General features: G+C 64.7%; 16 protein-coding genes. 10 read left to right on the forward strand and 6 right to left on the reverse strand.

Annotated elements, in window-relative coordinates:
• Positions 1–228: 228 nt before the first annotated feature.
• The 5 genes from NKH50_RS05925 to NKH50_RS05945 all read right to left on the reverse strand — a co-directional run bounded on the left by NKH50_RS05925 (position 229) and on the right by NKH50_RS05945 (position 6438).
• Entirely contained in the window at positions 229–693 is a 465-nt protein-coding gene (locus tag NKH50_RS05925; protein ID WP_352479997.1) for a Ros/MucR family transcriptional regulator, read from the reverse strand.
• Positions 694–857: 164 nt separating this feature from the next.
• Complete coding sequence (locus tag NKH50_RS05930) at positions 858–1562, reverse strand: ROK family protein (RefSeq protein WP_352509110.1); 705 nt, start codon at positions 1560–1562, stop codon at positions 858–860.
• A 19-nt stretch (positions 1563–1581) separates the two neighbouring features.
• Complete coding sequence (gene zwf / locus NKH50_RS05935; protein ID WP_352479999.1) at positions 1582–2958, reverse strand: glucose-6-phosphate dehydrogenase; 1377 nt, start codon at positions 2956–2958, stop codon at positions 1582–1584.
• Positions 2959–2980: 22 nt separating this feature from the next.
• The gene (gnd, locus tag NKH50_RS05940) at positions 2981–3997 is read right to left on the reverse strand and encodes a phosphogluconate dehydrogenase (NAD(+)-dependent, decarboxylating) (protein ID WP_352649406.1); all 1017 of its coding nucleotides are present in this window, start codon (positions 3995–3997) and stop codon (positions 2981–2983) included.
• 14 nt (positions 3998–4011) lie between these two features.
• Positions 4012–6438, reverse strand: coding sequence for a glucan 1,4-alpha-glucosidase (locus NKH50_RS05945; protein ID WP_352877296.1), 2427 nt, complete (start codon positions 6436–6438; stop codon positions 4012–4014).
• Between the two features lie 212 nt (positions 6439–6650).
• Here NKH50_RS05945 and NKH50_RS05950 point away from each other — a divergent pair, with 212 nt between their 5' ends.
• From NKH50_RS05950 to NKH50_RS05995, 10 genes are all read left to right on the forward strand, one after another.
• Positions 6651–7664 carry an ABC transporter substrate-binding protein gene (locus NKH50_RS05950; RefSeq protein ID WP_254817784.1) on the forward strand — a complete coding sequence of 338 codons (1014 nt, stop codon included), beginning with the start codon at positions 6651–6653 and terminating at the stop codon, positions 7662–7664.
• A 74-nt stretch (positions 7665–7738) separates the two neighbouring features.
• On the forward strand, positions 7739–9232 hold the full coding sequence (locus NKH50_RS05955) for a sugar ABC transporter ATP-binding protein (RefSeq protein ID WP_352690306.1): 1494 nt from the start codon (positions 7739–7741) through the stop codon (positions 9230–9232).
• A 1-nt stretch (position 9233) separates the two neighbouring features.
• Complete coding sequence (locus NKH50_RS05960; RefSeq protein WP_352690281.1) at positions 9234–10208, forward strand: ABC transporter permease; 975 nt, start codon at positions 9234–9236, stop codon at positions 10206–10208.
• Between the two features lie 2 nt (positions 10209–10210).
• Complete coding sequence (locus NKH50_RS05965; RefSeq protein ID WP_023678189.1) at positions 10211–11158, forward strand: ABC transporter permease; 948 nt, start codon at positions 10211–10213, stop codon at positions 11156–11158.
• A 120-nt stretch (positions 11159–11278) separates the two neighbouring features.
• A complete protein-coding gene (locus tag NKH50_RS05970; RefSeq protein WP_352877299.1) occupies positions 11279–13342 on the forward strand; it encodes a 3-hydroxyacyl-CoA dehydrogenase NAD-binding domain-containing protein in 2064 nt (687 codons plus the stop codon).
• A 175-nt stretch (positions 13343–13517) separates the two neighbouring features.
• Positions 13518–14723, forward strand: coding sequence for a 3-oxoadipyl-CoA thiolase (gene pcaF, locus NKH50_RS05975; RefSeq protein WP_352877301.1), 1206 nt, complete (start codon positions 13518–13520; stop codon positions 14721–14723).
• 169 nt (positions 14724–14892) lie between these two features.
• Positions 14893–15924, forward strand: a complete 1032-nt coding sequence (locus NKH50_RS05980) for a BMP family protein (RefSeq protein ID WP_352701273.1) — start codon at positions 14893–14895, stop codon at positions 15922–15924.
• A gap of 209 nt (positions 15925–16133) precedes the next feature.
• Positions 16134–17618 carry an ABC transporter ATP-binding protein gene (locus tag NKH50_RS05985; protein ID WP_502906841.1) on the forward strand — a complete coding sequence of 495 codons (1485 nt, stop codon included), beginning with the start codon at positions 16134–16136 and terminating at the stop codon, positions 17616–17618.
• The gene (locus tag NKH50_RS05990; protein ID WP_352877303.1) at positions 17618–18673 is read left to right on the forward strand and encodes an ABC transporter permease; all 1056 of its coding nucleotides are present in this window, start codon (positions 17618–17620) and stop codon (positions 18671–18673) included. The genes NKH50_RS05985 and NKH50_RS05990 overlap by 1 nt, the downstream gene beginning before the upstream one ends.
• Positions 18670–19614 (forward strand): ABC transporter permease, encoded by a 945-nt coding sequence (locus NKH50_RS05995; protein ID WP_352480009.1) that lies wholly within the window; start codon positions 18670–18672, stop codon positions 19612–19614. The genes NKH50_RS05990 and NKH50_RS05995 overlap by 4 nt, the downstream gene beginning before the upstream one ends.
• 14 nt (positions 19615–19628) lie before the next feature.
• Here the strand turns inward: NKH50_RS05995 and NKH50_RS06000 are convergent, their stop codons facing one another.
• On the reverse strand, positions 19629–20396 hold the full coding sequence (locus NKH50_RS06000) for an SDR family NAD(P)-dependent oxidoreductase (RefSeq protein ID WP_352877306.1): 768 nt from the start codon (positions 20394–20396) through the stop codon (positions 19629–19631).
• Positions 20397–20398 lie beyond the last annotated feature (2 nt).

The raw sequence follows: 20398 nt of genomic DNA on the forward strand, positions 1-20398 counted from the left end.
ACGACTGGCGAGGTAGCCAATCTCCCCACTAGAGGGGGAGATGTCCGGCAGGACAGAGGGGGCGCTGTCCCTCTGGTACCAAAAAATTCCGCACCTTCGCCACGCGGAGAAAGTCGCAGCATGGATACCAAGGTTTCCACGACGTCGCTTCGCTGAGGATAACGAAGCGCGCTCCCACGCCTGCCCACGTGGTATCGCTGAAGGATCAAACCTGCTCTCGCCTTGGTATCAAGCCGTCGCCTTGGCCTTCCTGCCCCGGCTCTTGACGGGCGCGGGCGGGGCGGCTTTGCGGCCGAGGCCGATCGCCTTGGCCAGCTGCGAACGCGAGGCCGCGTAGTTGGGAGCGACCATCGGGTAGTCCGACGGCAGGCCCCATTTGGCGCGGTAGGCGTCTGGCGTCAGCCCGAAATGAACGCCGATATGGCGCTTCAAGGATTTGAACTTCTTGCCGTCCTCGAGACAGATGATGTAGTCCGGCGTCACCGATTTCTTGGGATTGACGGCAGGCGTCAGCGGCGCGGCGACCGGCACTGCCGGTTGCCCCAGCCCACCTATGGAAGCGCTGACGCTGGCGATGAGATCGCCGAGGCCGGAAGCCGGCAAGCGGTTCTTCTCGACATATGCGGAGACGATATGGGCGGTCAGCTCGAGCAGGTCGATGTCTTTGCGAGCGTTGTTGTTGTCGTCGGTCAATCTATCTCTCCGTCCGTGGGGGTCGCAGAAATTCCTAGTCGGCAAATCTGCGCAATGCAATGACGCCGCGCCACGTCACACATTATTTTGAATAATAATACTAACGGCAGCGCGGGATTAACAACCCTGAGCCGGTGCTCGATAATATCAGACAATCAGCAATATCAGATAATCAGGGATTTGTCGCGCCACAGTCGAAATCCGCCTTCGAAGGCGCGTGTGTTGTCGCCGCGTCTGCAATCGGCGGGCAAGTCGGTGAGTTCATCGACATTGCCGCCGCCGATGACCACGTAATCCGGCTGCATGGCGGTGCGAAGCCGGTCGACGACGTCGAAGACGTATTTGCGCCATTTCTTCTTGCCGCGCTTTTGCAGCCCGCGTTCGCCGACATAGTCTTCGAAACTGCCGCGCTTCTTGTAGGGAAGATGGGCAAGCTCCATCGGCTGGGCGACGTTATCGACGATCATCGCGGCCCCCAGGCCGGTGCCGAGGCCAAGGAACAGCATGCGGCCGCCTTCATAACTGCCGACGGCCTGCATCAGCGCATCGTTGACGACCTTCACCGGCTTGCCGAACTCAGCGGCGAAATCGCAGCCGACCCAGCCCTTGCCGAGATTGGCCGGTTCGGTCAAAGGCCGGTTGTGGTGCACGGGACCCGGATAGCCCATCGAGACGACATCGTAGTGCAGCCCTTCGGCGAGCGTCTTCACCGCAGCGACCATCTGCTGCGGCGTCAGCTCCGGTCCGGAAGCGGTCTTGCGCTCCTCTGCGCCGGCGCTGGTGCGGATCTTGACGTGCGAGCCGCCGATGTCGATCGCAAGCACGATCTGTTCAGCGTCGGGTGCCGGTCGCTTCACCGCTTTGGCCATCGCTTTCGCCTCCCAGAAATCATTTCGCTGGATTGATCCAGCCGTTCGGCGGCCCGAATCCAGCCATGGCTTCGGCCGGCCCCCACGTCTTTGGCGCGTAGACAGGGGGTGGCGTGGTGTCGCCGAGCACCGGACCGACGATGCGCCAGGCGAGTTCGCTGGCGTCCTGGCGGGTGAACAGCTGGCCGTTGCCGTTCATGGCGTCGCCGATCAACCGCTCGTAAGGCGGCATGTCGCCCTTGCTGTCGTCCAACGCGGTGAGCTCGACCTGTTCGCCGACCATGTCGTCGCCGGGTGCCTTGCGCCGGGCTCCGATCGAGATCGCCACTTGCGGATCGATGCGGAAACGCACGTGATTGCATTCGCCGGGTTTGATCGGATCGAAGACGTCGAGCGGCGGCCGCTTCAGCCGCACGATGACCTCGGTGGCGTGCACCGGCAGGGATTTGCCGGCGCGGATGAAGAACGGCACATCTTGCCAGCGCCAGGTATCGACGAAAAAGCGCACCGCCGCGAAGGTCTCGACCGGCGAGTTCGGCGCCACGCCCGGCTCGTTGAGATAGCCGTCGAACTGGCCGCGCACGACATCGTCCCTGGTCAGCGTCCGGATCGCCCGCAGCACCTGCACCTTCTCGTCGATCAGATCGTCGGCCGAGCGGCCGACCGGGGGCTCCATGGCGAGCAGCAAGAGGATGTTGAGCAGGTGGTTTTCGATGACGTCGCGGATGCAGCCGACCTCATCATAGAAGCGGCCGCGGCCCTCGACACCGAAATCCTCGGCCATGGTGATCTGCACGCTCTCGACGAAGTTGCGGTTCCAGATCGGCTCGAGGAAGGAATTGGCGAAGCGGAAATAGAGCAGGTTCTGGATCGCCTCCTTGCCAAGATAGTGGTCGATGCGAAAGATCGACTTCTCGTCGAAGACCAGATGCAGCACTCGGTTCAGCCAGCGCGCCGATTGCAGATCGTGGCCGAACGGCTTTTCGACCATCAGGCGTGCGCCCTGGGCGGCGCCCGACTGTTCCAGCCCCTGGACGACCACCTCGAACATCGCCGGCGGCACCGCCAGATAGTGCAGCGGCCGCTCAGCGCTGCCGAGCGCGGTCTTCAGCTTCTCGAAGGTCGCAGGCGCCCGGTAGTCGCCGCTGACATAGCGAAGCAGCGAGGCAAGCCTGGCGAAGATCTTCTCGTCGATGCTGCCGATGGCATTGACGATACCGTCGCGAGCGCGCGCCTGCAGCTTGGCGAGGTCCCAGGGATCGAAGGCGACGCCGATCACCGGCTCGTTCAGCGTTCCCTTGGCCACCATGGCGTAGAGGGCGGGAAAGATCTTCTTGTGGGCGAGATCGCCGGTGGCGCCGAAAAGCACCAGCGTGTCGGACCGTTCCTGGCTCATGGGCGTGCCTCCCTGTCGCCCGTCACGAGCCGGCCTTCGGTTTTTCGACATGACCGCCAAAGGCATAGCGCATGGCGGACAGAAGCTTGTCGGCAAATTCGGACTCGCCTTGCGAGGAGAACCTGTCGAACAGCGCCGACGACAGCACCGGCGCCGGCACGCCGGTGTCGATCGCCGCCTTCAGCGTCCAGCGGCCTTCGCCGGAATCCGATACCCGTCCGCCGAACTGCGTCAGCGCCGAATCGGCCTTCAACACGCCTGCCGTCAGGTCGAGCAGCCACGAGCCGATGACGCTGCCATGCCGCCAGACCTCGGCCACTTCGGCGATGTCAATGTCGAACTGGTAATATTGCGGGTTTTCCAGCGGGCTGGTTTCGGCGTCGGCGGTGCGCTGCCGTTTGCCGGCATTCGCCGACTTCAGGATGTTCATGCCTTCGGCATAGGCGGCCATGACACCATATTCGATGCCGTTATGGACCATCTTGACGAAATGGCCGGCGCCGCTTGGCCCGCAATGCAGATAGCCGAAGGGAGCGGTTCCGGCGTCCTTGCCGGGGGCAGGCGAAGCGGCGTCGGCGCCGGGCGCCAGCGTGGCGAAGATCGGATCGAGATGCTGGACCGCGCTGTCAGGGCCGCCGATCATCAGGCAGTAGCCGCGCTCGAGGCCCCAGACGCCGCCGCTGGTGCCGACATCGACATAGCTCAAGCCTTTCAAGGCCAGGCGCGCGGCGTGGTCGACGGCCTCATGATAATAGGAGTTGCCGCCGTCGATGATGATGTCCCCGGGCTCCATCAGGGCGGCCACCTGGTCGACGATCCGGCCGGTGATCGCCGCAGGCAGCATCAGCCAGGCGCTGCGCGGCTTCGTCAGCTTGCCGACGAAGTCCTCCATCGAGGCGGCTCCGACCGCGCCGGCGGTCACAAGCGCCGCGACGCTCGCCGGGTTGATGTCGTAGACGACGCATTCGTGGCCATCGCGCAGCAGGCGCCGAACCATGTTGGCGCCCATCCTGCCCAGTCCCATCATTCCTATCTGCATGGTCTCGTCCTGCCTTACTTGAGGGATCGATGATCTAGTGGCTGTGACGCATCGTCGATACCAACGGAAAAGTCGACATTCTCCCAACGGCTGGCATCGGACCAGAAGAATGTGAAGACAATGCTATTGCCCGGAGCGGCGTCGGCAACCGGCAACTCCGCGAGATAGATGCCGAAAAGGTTCGCGGCGGTCCCGGTGTCATGGACGGTAGCCCAATTGTCGCTGCTCCAATGAACCACCGCCCGGGCCAGAACTTCGATGCGCAGCGCCTTGCCTGCCGGGATGGTACGGATCTTGTGGTTGAAGCGCCATGCCCTGAGGCGCGACACCGTTCTGCCCTCGATATAGCGCTTGACGCCTTGTGGCGGCATGTCGAAGACGGCGCCGTCGCGGAGCGAACGCAGCAGCTTGATGTGCTCGGAATGCGCCCAAACCAGCGGCTTGGCGCTGCCGGAGGGGCCGCCATGCCGCAATTCGCGCTCCGGCATGTCTGGACCATCCCAGACCTGCTCCGGCAGCAGGCCGCCCGGCCCGGCGGAGCCCTCAAACGTCGCGAGCAGGCTTGCCGCTTTGTCCTTGCGCCCCGCCGCCAGCTCGTAATGCGCGCGCTCGCCGACCAGCAGCGGCCCGGGCCGGCCCTGGCCGGTTCCATCGAAGGGCGCGCCGTCCGCATGCTCACCGTAGCCGTCGCCGTTGTAGCGGTACCAGAGCGGCCCCTGCGGCAGCTCGCAACGCAATTGCGCGTCGATCACCTTGACCGTGTCGAGGATGCGCGGATCGTCGGCCGCCCTGAGGCCGAAACGGACCAGCGCCAGCGCGTCGGGGCTGACGATCGCCTTGGCCGGCCGGTCCGTATCGGCCGGCGGGCGGTTCTTGATCGGGACGTAGCCGTCTTTCGGCGATGCCGCGCCGGCTTTGTCGGGCGGCGCAATGCGGACATAGTAGCCCTCGACGCCGGCTTCATCGCCCGAGGAGCTACCGGCGACGTAGGTCCAGCGCTCGATCTGATCGTTCCAGACATCGGCGGTTTCGCGCAGGTAGTTTGCCGGCTCTGTTTTGCTGGCGGCATCGAACATGTCCGCAGCCGCTAGCAATGCGGCGATCTCGACGGCAAGCGTGAACGGGCTGTAGCCGGCGTCCTCTTCCCAGCGGTCTTCGCCGGTGACGGGGCCGTTGCGCACGACGTAGGAGGCCGCGCGCTCGATCATCGGCATGAAGGAGGAGAGTACCGCAGGCGGCAAATGCCCGGCGCGGCGCAGCGCGTCGGCGAGCAGCAGCGGGAAGGCGCATTCGTCCATCTGGATGCCCGGCCAATAGGCCGAACCGTCGAGCCAGGCGTTCTGCGGCCAATGCCCGTCCGGCTGCTGGATCGAGCGCAGATAGCCAAGGATGCGCAAGGCTTCCGCCGGGTCGCCGGCGGCGAGGAAACCGCCGGCGGTTTCGACCAGATCGCGCGGCCAGACCAGGTGATAGCCGCCCAGATCGTCGTCGCCCTTGTTGAAGCCCCACGGGATCGACAGGCTGGCGACGGCTGCTCCGGTCGACGAGCGGTGTGCCGCCAGCACCGCAGTGCTGATGCGGTAGGGATTGAGGCCGAACGCCGCTTGCCGGTCCAGCGGCAGCAAACCGGCCTGCCATTGGCGCCATTTTTGACCATAGGATCTGACCGCGGGCTCAAAACCTTGCCTCAGGCTGGCAAAAGCGGTTTCCGCCGCCTGTTGCGGTGTCGTGCCGAAGCCGAGCGCCAGCAATATTTTTGGATTCGCGGCCGAAAAGCCGATCTCGCCGGTCAGCGCGACATTGCCATCCTCGGCCCTGCGGCAGGCCGGATCGAGCCGGCCGCCTTGACGAAGCTGCTGCCAGCCGTCGGAGGCGCCGACATAGCCGGCCGAGCACGCCTTCCACGGCAGCGACGAGGCGAGCGCCAGGCAGACGCCGCGTCCCGATGCAAACAGGACAGGCTGTCCTTCATGGCCGTCGATCCAGGCGGTGTTGCCCATGCCGGCGTTGACGAGGTGCGGCGCCAGCAGCGCGTAGACGCGGTAGTCGGCGGCCGCGCCTTTGAGCCGCGTGAAAATGATCTCTTGCAGCACGACGGGACGTTCCGGATCCGTAATGATCCGCTTTTGGATCCGATAGCTTCCATCGGCCGCGGTGTTGACCAGCCGATAGGCAGGCACCCCGTCCTCGAGCGGTTCGATGCTGTGCTCGGCGTCTCGCTTTTCTTCCGAGAAATAGCCGTCGGGTCCGGTGACGATCAGCCCCAGATCGCGGGTGCAGGCGCTGTCGAGGCGGGGATAGTAGATCTCGTTGAGAATGCCGTGACTGATGGTGAACCAGATCGGGCAGGCCGGCGAGAGCGCAGTGCCGACGCCGCTCTTGGCGCTCGAGGTCCAGCGCGCCGGAATGCCGGGTGCACCCGGGGCAAGGTTCGCTGCCATTCAAATCGGTCTCCAGTGCCATCCCTAGACCAGGAGCCGAACCGTTTTCAATGATTGCACCGCAAGTTGATCGCCGGCCATGGATTGCTGTTGACAGCTTGTCGCCCATCTGCATTTGTCTGATAATAGATAAAAAACAGCGTTGTGAGCGTATCAGCCATCAGCCAGCCATTAGCCACCAGTAAGACAGCAACTCACGGGAGGAGTATGACATGAAGAAAATATTCGTTTTGGGCGCCCTTGCGGCGATGCTCGCCTCGGGCACCGCGCTTGCCGACACCAGCGGCAAGAAAATCGCCTTCTCCAACAATTACGCCGGCAATTCCTGGCGGCAGGCGATGCTGGACAGCTACGCCATCGTCACCAAGAAGGCGGTTGCCGACAAGGTGGTCGGCGCCGCGGACGTCTTCACGACGGCCGACAAGGAAGTGCCGACGCAAGCAGCGCAAGTGCAGAACCTGATCCTGCAGGGGTATGATGCCATCGTCATCAACGCGGCGTCTCCGGATGCCCTCAACGGCGCCATCAAGCAGGCCTGCGACGCCGGCATCGTCGTCGTCTCGTTCGACGGCATCGTCACCGAACCCTGCGCCTACCGCGTCGTCGTCGACTTCAAGGACATGGGCAAGCAGGAAGTCGAACAGATGGCCAAGTTCCAGCCCAAGGGTGGCAATCTCCTGGAAATCCGCGGTCTCGCCGGCACCTCGATCGACGACGCCATCCACGCCGGCATCCTCGAGGGTGTCGCTGCCCATCCCGAGTTCAAGATCGTCGGCTCGGTGACCGGCGACTGGGACCAGACAACGGCACAGAAAGCCGTCGCAACGATCCTGCCGTCGCTGCCGGATGTTGTCGGGGTCGTCGACCAGGGCGGTGACGGCTACGGCGCGGCGCAGGCTTTCGCCGCCGCCGGCAAGCCGCGCCCGACCATCATCATGGGCAATCGCCAGGACGAATTGCAGTGGTGGAAGGAGCAGAAGGAAAAGGACGGTTACCAGACCTGGTCGGCATCGATCGCACCGGGCGTATCGACGCTTGCCTTCTGGGTGGCGCAGCAGGTGCTCGACGGCCGCACCGACGTGCCGCACGACTTGCTGGTTCCCTATCTTGCCTTCACACAGGATGATTTCGAGGCCGCGCTGCCGAAGATTCCGAAGGGCGGCGTCGCCAGCCACGAATACACGCAGGAAGACGCCATCGCGGCGATCAAGGCCAACATCAAGTGAGCATGGCACTATTGTTGCCGCCACGGATAACCGGGTATCGTTGAGGGATGCCCGAGGCCAATGCAGACATCATCATGCCGGACGGCGCCGAAAAGCTTTTCGGCGCCGTCAGTTTGGACATCATAAGACTGGACGGAGCTGAAAAACATTTCGGCGCCGTCAGGGCGCTCGCCGGTGTCGATTTCAGCGTTCGTGCCGGAGAATGCGTCGGTCTCGTCGGCCATAACGGGGCCGGAAAATCGACGCTCATGCATATGGTGGCGGGCACGCTTGCCCCCGACAGCGGGCAGATCGCGGTCCGCGGCGGTGTCGAGGCAAGTTATTCGGTGCCGCGCGCACAGCAGCTCGGCATCCGTTGTGTTTTCCAGGAACTATCGCTCTGCCCGAACCTCAGCGTCGCCGAGAACACGCGGATCAACCACGCGTCGCTTAATGGCTTCGGCTGGCGGCGCAAGGCGGCCGATCTGATCGCCGCCAAGCTCGACGAGATTTTTCCCGGCCACAGCATCTCGGCATCCGACATCGTCGGTGATCTTTCCATCACCAGCCGGCAAATGGTGGAGGTGGCGCGCGCCTTCACGGTCACGCAGGAGCCGCTCGAACTGGTCATCCTCGACGAGCCGACATCCTCGCTCGATGCGCATACCGCCGGCCAGCTGCTGGCGTTCGTGCGCCGCTTCGTAGCCGCCGGCAAGAGCTGCATCCTGATCTCGCATGTGCTCGGCGAAGTGCTCGGAAATGCCGACCGCATCGTCGTGATGCGCGACGGCAAGGTCGTCGCCGCCGGGGAGGCCGATCAATTCGACCGCGACAGGCTGGTGACGGCGATGGGCGGAGCTGCGGCACGCGAGAAGGCCGCCGCAGAGATTGCGAGCGGCAAGCCGGAGCCCGGTCCGCTGCGGGTCCGGGCGCGGCCGGCGCGACAGCAGGACGGCAGCGAGCTTGTTGCCCGTGCCGGTGAGATCATCGGCCTTGCCGGACTTGCCGGGCATGGGCAGACCGATCTTTTGCTGGCGATCTTTGCGGCGGCTTCCCGCGCCAGGACCGGCATCGAGGTCACCGCCCCGGTGGCGCTGGTTGCCGGCGACCGCCAGTCGGACGGGATTTTTCCGCAGTGGTCGATTGCCGAGAACATCGGCATCCGTTCGCTGGCGCGATTGCGCAACGGCCTCTTGATCTCGCCGCACCGCGAAGCCGAGCTCGCCGAGTTGTGGCAGCGGAAAATCGGCATTCGTACGCCGGACATGAACAACAACATCTTCTCGCTGTCCGGCGGCAACCAGCAGAAGGCGCTGTTCGCGCGGGCGCTCGGCTCCGACGCCAAGATCGTGCTGATGGACGATCCGATGCGCGGCGTCGACATCGGAACCAAGCTCGAAGTTTACGACCTGGTGCGCGAGGAGGCTCGCCATGGCCGCACTTTCCTCTGGTACACCACCGAAACCGAAGAGCTCGACAATTGCGACCATATCTATGTGTTCAAGAACGGCCGGATCGTCGCCAACCTTCGTCGCGACGAACTGACGGAGGAAAAAATCATCCAGTCATCGTTCGGCGAGGCGGCCTGAGATGACAGCGGCATCCGTTGAGAATGGGCTAAGATCTTCGGCTCGCGCCACGAGACGGGCGCGTATGCTGCGCAGCCTGCTGCCGGCACTGTCGCTGGCGCTGGTGCTCATCGCTATCGCCTGGCTCAACCCGCGCGCCATCAGCTATTTCGGCTTCAGCCTGATGCTCAATCTGGCGATCCCGATCGCACTGGCGACGATCGCGCAGATGTTCGTCATCGCCGGCAATGAGCTCGATCTGTCGATCGGCACCTTTGTCGGCTTCGTCGGCTGTGTGACGGCGACGTGGCTGAAGGACGCGCCGCTGCTCGGCGTCGTTATCCTGCTCGGGTCGATCGGCGTCTACGCGCTGCTCGGCGCGCTGATCCACCTGCGCAACCTGCCCTCTATCGTGGTGACGCTCGGCATGAGTTTCGTCTGGCAGGGCCTGGCCATCCTCATCCTGCCCAAACCCGGCGGCAAGGCGCCGGACTGGCTGCTGGCGCTGATGGCCTTCAAACCACCCTTCATTCCGTTCCCGATCATCGCGGCATTGCTGATTGCGGCCGTCGTCCACTTTGGCCTGATGCGCACCTCGTATGGCGTCATCCTGCGTGGATCGGGCGGCAATTCAGCCGCACTCAAGCGCGCCGGCTGGTCGCTGCTGCGCACCAAGATCGCGCTGTTTGCGCTGACCGGCCTGTTCGGCGTTTTGTCCGGCATGGCGCTGATCGGCATCACCACCTCGGCCGATGCCAATATCGGCAATGGCTACACGCTGCTTTCGATCGCCGGCGTCATCCTCGGCGGCGGCGAGTTCGTCGGCGGCCGGGTGTCGCCGATCGGCGCCGTCATCGGCGCGCTGACGCTGGCTTTGGCCGCATCGCCGCTCTTGACCTTCATGCACATTCCGCCCGACTGGCAGGTCGCCGCCAATGGCGCCATCCTGATCATCGTGCTGGCAGCGCGGGTGCTGATCAGCCGCAGGGAGAGGTGAGCATGGCTTCGCTGCGGACACTGCTCGCCAGACCCTGGATCTGGTCATTCTTCGGGGCGCTGCTGGTGTGGCTGGCGACCATCGCCTTCACCGGCGGCTATGGCGGCGGCGGCATGATCACGGCGGCGCTGTCGCTCGCGGTCTTCACCGTCATTGTCGGCGTCGGCCAAATGTTCGTCATCACGCTCGGGCCGGGCAATGTCGACCTGTCGCTGCCGGCCAACATCGGCCTTGCCAGCGCCGTCGCCATGAAGGTCATGGACGGCAACGATGCGATGATCGCGGTCGGGCTGCTGGCCGCGCTTGCCTGCGGCATGGCGATCGGCGCCGTCAACTACCTTCTGATATGGGCGCTGCGCATTCCACCGATCATCGCGACGCTGTCGGCCAGCTTCGTCATCCAGTCGGTCGATATCAGCTACGGGCGAGGCCTGCAGATCAAACCGCCACCGGGCTTTGCCGACTTCACCAACTGGCAGGTGTTCGGCATCCCGGTGCTGGCGATCCTCACCGTGCTGTTCACCATCGGCGCCGGCATCGTTTTGCAGCGCATGATCTACGGACGCTCGGTGCTGGCGATCGGCCAGAACATCCGCGCCGCCTGGCTGGCCGGCGTCAATGTCGGCCGCACCCGCTTCCTCACCTACACGCTGTCGGGCGCGCTCGGCGGCCTCGACGGTGCATTGCTCGCCGGCTATTTCCGCGGCGCCAATGTCGATATCGGCAATGAGTATCTGCTGGCCTCGATCGCGGTCGTCGTCATCGGCGGCACGTCGGTGGCTGGCGGCAAGGCCAATGTGCCGGGGGTCTGGGGCGCGGCGCTGTTTCTCGTGCTGCTGTTGACCATGCTCAACACATTCGGCGTCAGCGTCGGCGTCCGCCTGGTGCTGACAGGGCTGATCATCGTCGGCGTCATCACCGCCGCCGGTGGGCAGAAGGCGCTGCGCTAAGGCAAGGCACCCGGCGGCGAGGGGATAACGATCCGGCCCGCAAAACACGTGGTTCCCATCCGCATGCCAGCGCTGTAAATCCCGTCGCGCTATTGGCCAACATCGTTGTATGAGGTTTGCGTGTCCGATTTCGTCAGCACCACAAGGCATGGCAACGTCGCGTTGGTGATCATCGACAATCCGCCGGTCAACGCGCTGAGCTTCCATGTGCGCGAGCCGTTGATGCGGGCGCTCGTTTCCCTGCGGGACGAGCCGTCGGTCGGAGCAATCGTGATCGCCTGCGCCGGGCGGACCTTCGTCGCCGGCGCCGATATCACCGAATTCGGCAGACCGGCGCAGCAGCCGGAATTGCGCGCTATTGTCGCCGTGCTGGAAACTATTACCAAGCCGACGGTCGCAGCTATTCACGGCACTGCGCTCGGCGGCGGCCTGGAACTGGCGCTCGGCTGCCATTTCCGTGTTGCCGACCGAACGGCAAGGCTCGGCCTGCCGGAAGTCAAGCTCGGCCTGCTGCCGGGCGGCGGCGGCACGGTTCGCCTGCCGCGCCTGGTTGGTCCGCTAAAGGCACTCAGCATGATCGTTTCGGGAACGCCGATCGGTGCTGCCGAGGCGCGCGCCGACGGCCTGGTGGATGCCGTCTTCGATGGCGACCTGATCGCGAAAGCGGTGAGTTTCGCCAGCGAAACGGCCGCGAAAGGCGATCCGTTCACGCCCGTGCGCGACCGCAATGATCGCCTCGCCCAGGCCGACTTGCCGGCTTTCGACACGCAGGCGGCAGCGTTTTCCAAAAAAGCACGCGGCCTCGAGGCGCCGATCGCCTGTGCGCAGTCGGTCCGCAACGCCCTGACGCTGCCCTTCGACGAAGCGCTGGCGGCGGAGCGCGACCTGTTCCTCAAGCTTGTCGCCGGTGACCAGTCACGCGCGCAGCGGCATCTGTTCTTCGCTGAACGTGAGGCGGCAAAGATTGCCGGCAAGGATGTCGTCAGGCGCAAGATCGCCCGGGTCGGCGTCATCGGCGCCGGCACCATGGGCGGCGGCATCGCCATGGCGTTCGCCAACAGCGGTCTTCCTGTGACCTTGCTGGAGACGACGCAGGAAGCATTGCAACGCGGACTGACGACGATCGACAAGAATTATGCCGTTTCCGTTATCCGCGGATCGCTGAGCGAACACGCCAAGCGCGAGCGGCTGGATTTGTTCAGGGGCAGCACCGACTATGCCGACCTCGCCGATTGCGACCTGATCGTCGAGGCCGTATTCGAGGAGATGGCGGTCAAGAAGGATGTCTTCGGCAGGCTCGATGCGGTGGCCAAACCGGGCGCGATCCTCGCCACCAACACCTCCTATCTCGACGTCAACGAGATCGCCGGTTCGACGTCGCGGCCGCAAGATCTTCTCGGCATGCATTTCTTTTCGCCGGCTAACGTCATGAAGCTTTTGGAAATCGTCCGCGCCGACAAGACTTCGCCCGACGTGCTGGCGACCATCGTCGATCTGGCACGGCGGATCGGCAAGGTGCCGGTCGTTGTCGGCGTCTGCCACGGCTTCGTCGGCAACCGCATGCTGGCGGCGCGCGGTGCGGAACTGGAGACGCTTCTGCTGGAAGGCGCCATGCCGCGCCAGGTCGACCAGGTGTTCACCGATTTCGGCTGGCCGATGGGGCCGTTCGAGATGAGCGATCTCGCCGGCCTCGACATAGGCTGGCGCAACCGCAAGGCGCGCGGCCGGACGGCCGTGATCGCCGATGCGTTGTGCGAACAGGGGCATTTCGGCCAGAAGACCGGTAGCGGCTTCTATCGTTATGAGAACGGTTCGCGCACGCCGCTGCCCGATCCCGAGGTCGAGATGCTGATCCGTACCAAAGCTGCCGAACGCGGCATTGCACCGCGGCCAATCGGCGCCGGGGAGATCATCGAGCGGACGCTCTATCCGATGATCAACGAAGGCGCCAGAATCCTCGAGGAAAAGATTGCCGCCCGCGCGTCCGATATCGATGTCGTCTGGGTCAACGGCTACGGCTTCCCGGTCGGCAAGGGCGGTCCGATGTTCTGGGCAAGCCTCGAAGGCGTGGATAAGATTATCCAGCGGCTGGATCACTGGCGCCAGCAGACCGGCAAGGACGTCTTTCGAGTGGCACCCCGGCTCAGACAGATGGCCGAAACCGGTTCCTGGAACAGCGGCTAGTATCAACGCCGGTCAGGCGCTGGTGATCGACGGTGGAGAAAGCATCGGCTGATCCGCCGCTCCCCGCGGGCGGCAGCTGAAATTGTCTTTGGCCTAACGGCCGGCGGCGAGATGTGCTTTCGTCTCAAGGAGAATGCGGCCAACATGGCCGGGCCGGGAAAGGGAAGGCTGCATTATGGCCGAGGCCTATATCTGCGACTACATCCGCACGCCGATCGGACGCTTCGGCGGTTCGCTGTCGGCGGTCCGTGCCGACGATCTCGGCGCTATCCCTTTGAAGGCGCTGGTCGAGCGTAATTCGGGCATCGACTGGGCCGCCATCGACGATGTCATCTATGGCTGCGCCAATCAGGCCGGCGAGGACAACCGCAATGTGGCGAGGATGTCCCTGCTGCTGGCCGGCCTGCCGAAGGAGGTTCCCGGGTCGACCGTCAATCGCCTCTGCGGTTCGGGCATGGATGCGGTGATGATTGCTGCCCGCACTATCAAGGCCGGCGAGGCGGAGCTGATAGTATCAGGCGGCGTCGAATCGATGAGCCGTGCTCCGTTTGTCATGCCGAAGGCGGAGACCGCCTTTTCGCGCAATGCCGAGATTTACGACACCACGATCGGCTGGCGCTTCATCAATCCGCTGATGAAGAAGCAATACGGCGTCGATTCGATGCCGGAGACCGGCGAGAACGTGGCGGAAGAGTTCGCTGTCTCCCGCGCAGACCAGGATGCGTTTGCCGTGCGCAGCCAGGACAAGGCCGTAGCCGCGCAAGCCAATGGTCGGCTGGCGAAGGAAATTACGCCGGTGACGATCGCGCAGCGCAAGGGCGATCCGGTCGTTGTCGACAGAGATGAGCATCCGCGCGGGGGCACGTCGATCGAAGCGTTGGCCAAGTTGCCGACGCCGTTCCGGCAAGGCGGCACGGTTACCGCCGGCAATGCGTCGGGCGTTAACGATGGTGCCGCAGCGCTGATCGTCGCCTCGGAAACCGCCGTGAAAAGATACGGGTTGACGCCGATCGCCCGTATTCTCGGCGGTGCCACCGCCGGCGTGGCGCCGCGCATCATGGGCATTGGCCCGGTGCCGGCCACGCAAAAGCTATGCGCCCGGCTCGGCCTGAAGCCGCGACAATTCGATGTCATCGAACTCAACGAGGCCTTCGCCTCGCAAGGCATCGCGGTGCTGCGCCAACTCGGCATTGCCGAGGATGCGGAGCACGTCAACCCGAATGGCGGCGCCATCGCGCTCGGCCATCCGCTTGGCATGTCCGGCGCGCGCATCACGGGCACGGCTGCGCTGGAGCTGCGCGAACGCGGCGGCCGCTACGGCCTCGCGACCATGTGCATCGGGGTCGGCCAGGGGATCGCGGTGGCGCTCGAGAGATTGTGAGCAAGCAGCTCCGGTCGTTCTAAAGCTGCGATTACACGAACGTTTACAGCAGTTCCGCCCGGCCAAATTTGACCATGTGGACAAAAGCCGGGCACCGTTCCATAGTTCCTCCGCCGATATTCCAGAGAAGAGAGCCGGCTCGACACGGCGCCAATCAGAGGGGCATGCAATGGACAACGGGAAGAGCAGAATCCAATCGAAACGCGAAGGGCTTTCGCGACGCAACGTGCTGGAGCTGGGCGCGCTCGGCCTGGCGGCGGCGATGCTGCCGGACAGCGCCTTCGCCAAGACCAAGAAGCTGAAAGTGGCGGCGATCTTCGCCACGCCGATCGAGGAGCCGTGGGACAACCAGATCCATGTCGCCCTGCAGAAGGCCGAGAAGGAACTCGGCATCGAATACAAATGGTCGGAGAAGGTGCAGACCGCCGATTTCAGCCGTGTCATGCGCGAATATGCGCAGGGCGGCTATGAGCTGGTGCTGGGCGATGCCTTCGCCGCCGAGCGCGAATCGCGCAGGACCGCCAAGCAATTCCCGAAGACCGCCTTCCTGTTCGGCTCCGGCGCAGGGCCGGCCGAGCCGAATTTCGGGGTTTTCGACAACTGGATCCACGAGCCGGCCTATCTGTCCGGCATGATTGCCGGAAAAATGTCGAAATCGGGCACGATTGGCGCCGTCGCGGCGATGGGCATTCCGGAAGTGAACCGGCTGGTCAACGCCTTCTTTGCCGGTGCCAAGGAGGTCAATCCCAACATCAAGAAGAAGGTCGCCTTCATCGGCTCGTTCTTCGATCCGCCGAAGGCAAAGGAAGCTGCTGTCGCCCAGATCGACGCCGGCGTCGACGTCATCTATGCCGAGCGCTTTGGCGTCATCGAAGCGGCGGTCGAGAAGAAGATCCTCGCTATCTCCAACATGTCGGACCAATCGAGCCTCGGCCCCGACACGGTGATCACCGGGCCGGTCTGGGACATGTATCCGACGGTCGAGCAGGCAATCAAGCTGGTCAAGGCCGGCGTCTTCACGGCGCAGGATTACGGTGATTTCTCGCGCATGGCCAAGGGCGGCTCCTACCTCGCGCCCTATCACAAGTTCGACAAGACGCTGCCGGCCGAGGTCAAGGACCTGGTCGAAAAGAAGAAGGCCGAAATCCTCGACGGCAATTTCCGCGTCGATGTCGATGAGAATACGCCGGTCTCGGATTAGGTGCTTGCCCTCCCCCTCGTGGGGAGGGTGGCCCGCAGAGCCGGGTGGGGTTCTCGGCGACGCGCTCCATCTTTTTCGGTCTAAACGTCGAGGCGGTTGAGACGACCCCTCCCGCCTCGCTTCGCTCGGCACCCTCCCCTCAAGGGGAGGGATATCGGCGTCAACGCCACCAGGATCCCGCCTTGTCAACGCCTGCCCCTCTCATCGAAATGCGCGGCATCTCCAAGAGCTTTGGCGCCGTCAAGGCGAACGAAGCCGTCGATCTCAGCGTCGCGCCGGGTGAAATCCTCGGGCTGCTCGGCGAAAACGGCGCCGGCAAGACGACGCTGATGAATGTGCTGTTCGGCGCCTATGCGCCCGATGCCGGCGAGATCCTGGTGCAGGGCCGGCCGGTGACGATCAACAGTTCGGCCGATGCGCTTGCCGCCGGCATCGGCATGGTGCACCAGCATTTTCATCTCGCATCGCGGCTTTCGGTGCTGGAAAACCTCTTGATCGGTATTCCCGGCAGATCGGGCCGGATCGATCGTCCCGGCGGGCTGGCGCGGCTCGCCGAGATCGGCCGCCAGCACGGGCTGACGCTCGACCCGGACCTTCCCGTCTCGGCGCTGGCGGTCGGCGAGCAGCAGCGGCTCGAAATCGTCAAGACGCTGTTTCGCGGCGCAAGGCTGCTGATCCTCGACGAGCCGACAGCGGTGCTGGCGCCGACAGAGGTCGACGGACTGTTTTCGGCGCTTCGCTCGATGGCGGCACAAGGGCTCGGCATCATCTTCATTTCGCACAAGCTCAACGAGGTGCGGGCGCTGACGCATCGCTGCGTCGTGCTCAGGCATGGGCGCGTTGCCGGTCGCGTCGATGCGCCGGCCAGCACGACGTCTTCGGAGATGGCGCGGCTGATGTGCGGCCACGAGATCGTGCCTCCGGCCAGAGGACCGTCGATGCCCGGTGCGGCCGTGCTGACCCTCGACGGTATCTCGACATCGCATCATTCCGGCATGGCGCTGCGCGATCTTTCGCTGTCGGTTCGTGGCGGCGAGATCCTTGGCATCGCCGGCGTCTCCGGCAATGGCCAGCGCGCGCTTGCCGAGGTCATCTCCGGCGTGCGTGCGCCCGATGCCGGGAAGATGACCATAGCCGGCAAAGCGGTTTCGCGGTTCTCGCCGAGCACAGTCCAGGCGCTCGGCCTCGGCCGCATCCCGGAAGACCGCATGACGACAGGGCTGGTCACCAATCTGCCGCTTGCCGATTCCATGGTGCTGCCGCGCATCGGCACGGCGGCGTTCAGCCGCAACGGCCTGCTCAAGCCGGATGCGATCCGCGCCTTCGCCGAGGCGCAGATCAAGGCCTACGACATACGTTGCCCCGGCCCGATGACGCGCGCCGGGGCGCTTTCCGGCGGCAATCTGCAAAAGGCGCTTCTGGCGCGCGAACTCGCCTTCGATCCGAAGGTGCTGATCGTTTCGCAGCCGACTCGCGGCCTCGACATCGGCGCCGCGCGCTTCATCCACGAAAAATTCCTCGACATGCGCGCCAAGGGCTGCGGCATCATCGTCATTGGCGAGGACCTGGAAGAGTTGCTGATGCTCTCGGATCGTATCGCGGTGATGTATGAGGGCCGCATCGTCGGCACGCTGGACAGTGCCGATGCCAGCGTCGCCAGACTCGGGTTGATGATGACCGGGGCGGAGGCGTGATGTTCCGTCTCGAGGCCCGCACCTCAACGCCCGCCTGGATCAATCTGGCGCTGCCGCTGCTCGCCATCGGGGCGACGCTGATCTTGTGCAGCGGCCTCATCGCACTGGCTGGCGCCGGTGTCGTCGAGGCTTATAGCGTGATGTTTTCGGCGTCGCTGGGCGACAGCTACGCCGTTACCGAAACGCTGGTGCGTGCCACCCCGATGATCTTCACAGGGCTTGCTGTGGCGGTCGCCTTCCGCGCCAAATTCTGGAACATCGGCGCCGAAGGGCAATTGCTCGCCGGTGCGGTGGCGAGCTGTGCCGTCGGCGCCGTCCCGATGCCGGGGCCGCTCGCCATGCTGCTGATGGCGCTGGCGGGTGGGGCCGCCGGCGCTGCCGTCGCGCTGATCCCCGCGACGCTACGGGTGAAATTCAGGGTCGATGACGTGGTCAGCTCGCTGCTGCTCAATTCGGTCATTTTCTACGCACTGATGGCGCTGATCGAGGGGCCATGGAAGGACAGTTTCAGCGGCTACCCGATCTCGCCGCCGATCGAGGATTCAGCGAATTTCCCGGTACTCATCGAAGGCACGCGGCTGCATCTCGGCGTCGTCGCGGCGCTGGTCGCAGCACCCCTGATCTGGTTCGTGGTCGCGCGTACGACGCTCGGCTTCCGCATCAGGGTCACCGGCGAGAACCCGGAAGCCGCGCGCTATGGCGGCATCAATGTCGAGCGGGTGCTGATTTCGACGGCGCTGCTGTCCGGCGCATTGGCCGGCCTTGCAGGCGTCGGCGAGGTCGGCGGCGTGCATTTCCAGGTGATGAGCGACATCTCGCCGGGCTATGGCTATTCCGGCATCGTCGTCGCCATGCTGGCGAGGCTCAATCCGCTCGGCGTGGTGCCGGCGGCGATCTTCCTTGCCGCCGTCATGACCGGCGCCGAGGCGATGTCGCGGGCGACCGGCGTTCCGGCCTTCCTCAGCGAAGTCATCCAGGGAACTGCGCTGCTCGCCATGCTGGTGGCGCTCCTGTTCACCGCCTATCGCATCCGCCGCGTCGGAGCCGCCAGATGAGCGTGGTGCTGGAGCAAATCTTCCAGGTCGGCTTCCTGGCCGCGATCATCCGCATCGCCACGCCGCTTGCCTTCGCAACGCTGGGCGAAATGTTTTCCGAGCGCGCCGGTGTGCTCAATCTCGGCATCGAAGGCATCATGCTTTTGTCGGCAATGACCGGCTTCACCGCGGCGAGCCTCAGCGGCAGCCTGTGGCTCGGCGTGCTTGCGGCGGTGCTGACCGGGGCGCTGATGGGTGCCGTGCATGCGCTGTTCACGGTAGCGCTCGGCCTCAGCCAGCATGTCTGCGGTATCGGCGTGACGCTGTTCTCGTCGGGCCTTGCCTATTTCCTCTACCGGCTGATCTTCGGCCAGCAATCGGTGCCACCGAACATCAAGGGGTTCGAGACGCTGCCGATCCCAATCCTGTCCGACGTACCGGTGCTTGGGCCGGCGGTGTTCAACCAGTTTTCGCTGGTCTACATGGCGATGCTGTCTATTCCCCTGGCCGCCTTCGTGCTCTACCGCACGCCATGGGGCCTGTCTGTTCGCATGGTCGGTGAAAACCCGCGGGCCGCCGATTCGGCCGGCGTCAGCGTCATCGCAACGCGCTTCCAGGCGGTGATCCTCGGCGGTGCCTTGATGGGGCTCGCAGGCGCCTTCCTGTCGATGGCGCAGTTCAACGCGTTCACCTTCGGCGTCGTTTCGGGACGCGGCTGGGTGGCGATCGCGCTCGTCGTCTTCGGCCGCTGGGACCCTTGGCGCACGGCAGGCGCCGCATTGCTGTTTGCCTTCGTCGACGCCTTGCAGTTGCGCATGCAGGCGAGCGGGCTTGGCCATATCCCCTACGAGGCGTTCCTGATGTTGCCGTTCATCTTCACCATCGTCGCCATGGCGGTGATGTCGCGCAATGCGGTGGCGCCCTCGGCGCTGCTCAAGCCGTTCCGGCGCGAAGAACGGTAACGGTGCTCCGCCTTTCACATCGCCGTGAAGCCGTTGTCGACGAACAGATGCGCGCCGTTGACGAAGCTGGCCTCGTCGCTGGCCAGGAACAGGGCTGCCTTCGCCACCTCTTCCGGCTCGCCGATCCGCCCCTGCTGCGCCGCCATTGCCGCGTCTGAGACATCGACGCCGAGTTTGTCGAGATCGGCGACCTCGCGCAGGCCATGCGGCGTCCTGATGAAGCCGGGGCAGACCGCATTGCAGCGGATGTTGCGGTCGCGGAACTCGACGGCGATGGCACGCGCGAACATATGGCAGGCGCCCTTGGTGGTATCGTAGAGCACCTCCATCGGCGTCGCCGCCACCGCCGAGATCGACGAGGTGCAGACGATGGAACCGCCGCCGGCGGCGATCATGCCGGGCAGCACGGCGCGCGTCATCAGGAACATCGAACGCACATTGACGGCATGTAGCCAGTCCCATTCCTGCAGCGTGGTCTCCAGGAAGGGTTTGATGACGATGGTGCCGGCGTGATTGAACAGAACCGTGACCGGGCCGAATTTTTCCATCACGCCCTTCACCGCCGCTTCGACCTGCGCCTCGTCCGATACGTCGGCGACCCAGTGCTCGGCGACATGGCCGCGTTGCCTGATTGCTGCTACGGTGGCAGCCGCCGCTTCGCCGTTGCGGTCGATGATCGCCACCTTGGCGCCCTCGGCGGCGAAAAGCTCCGAGGCCGCACCGCCCATGCCGGTCGCGCCGCCCGAAATGATGGCGACCTTGCCGGCCAGTCTTGTGCCCATGG

The sequence above is a fragment of the Mesorhizobium sp. M1027 genome (genome assembly GCF_040318745.1).
Classification (GTDB): Bacteria; Pseudomonadota; Alphaproteobacteria; order Rhizobiales; family Rhizobiaceae; genus Mesorhizobium.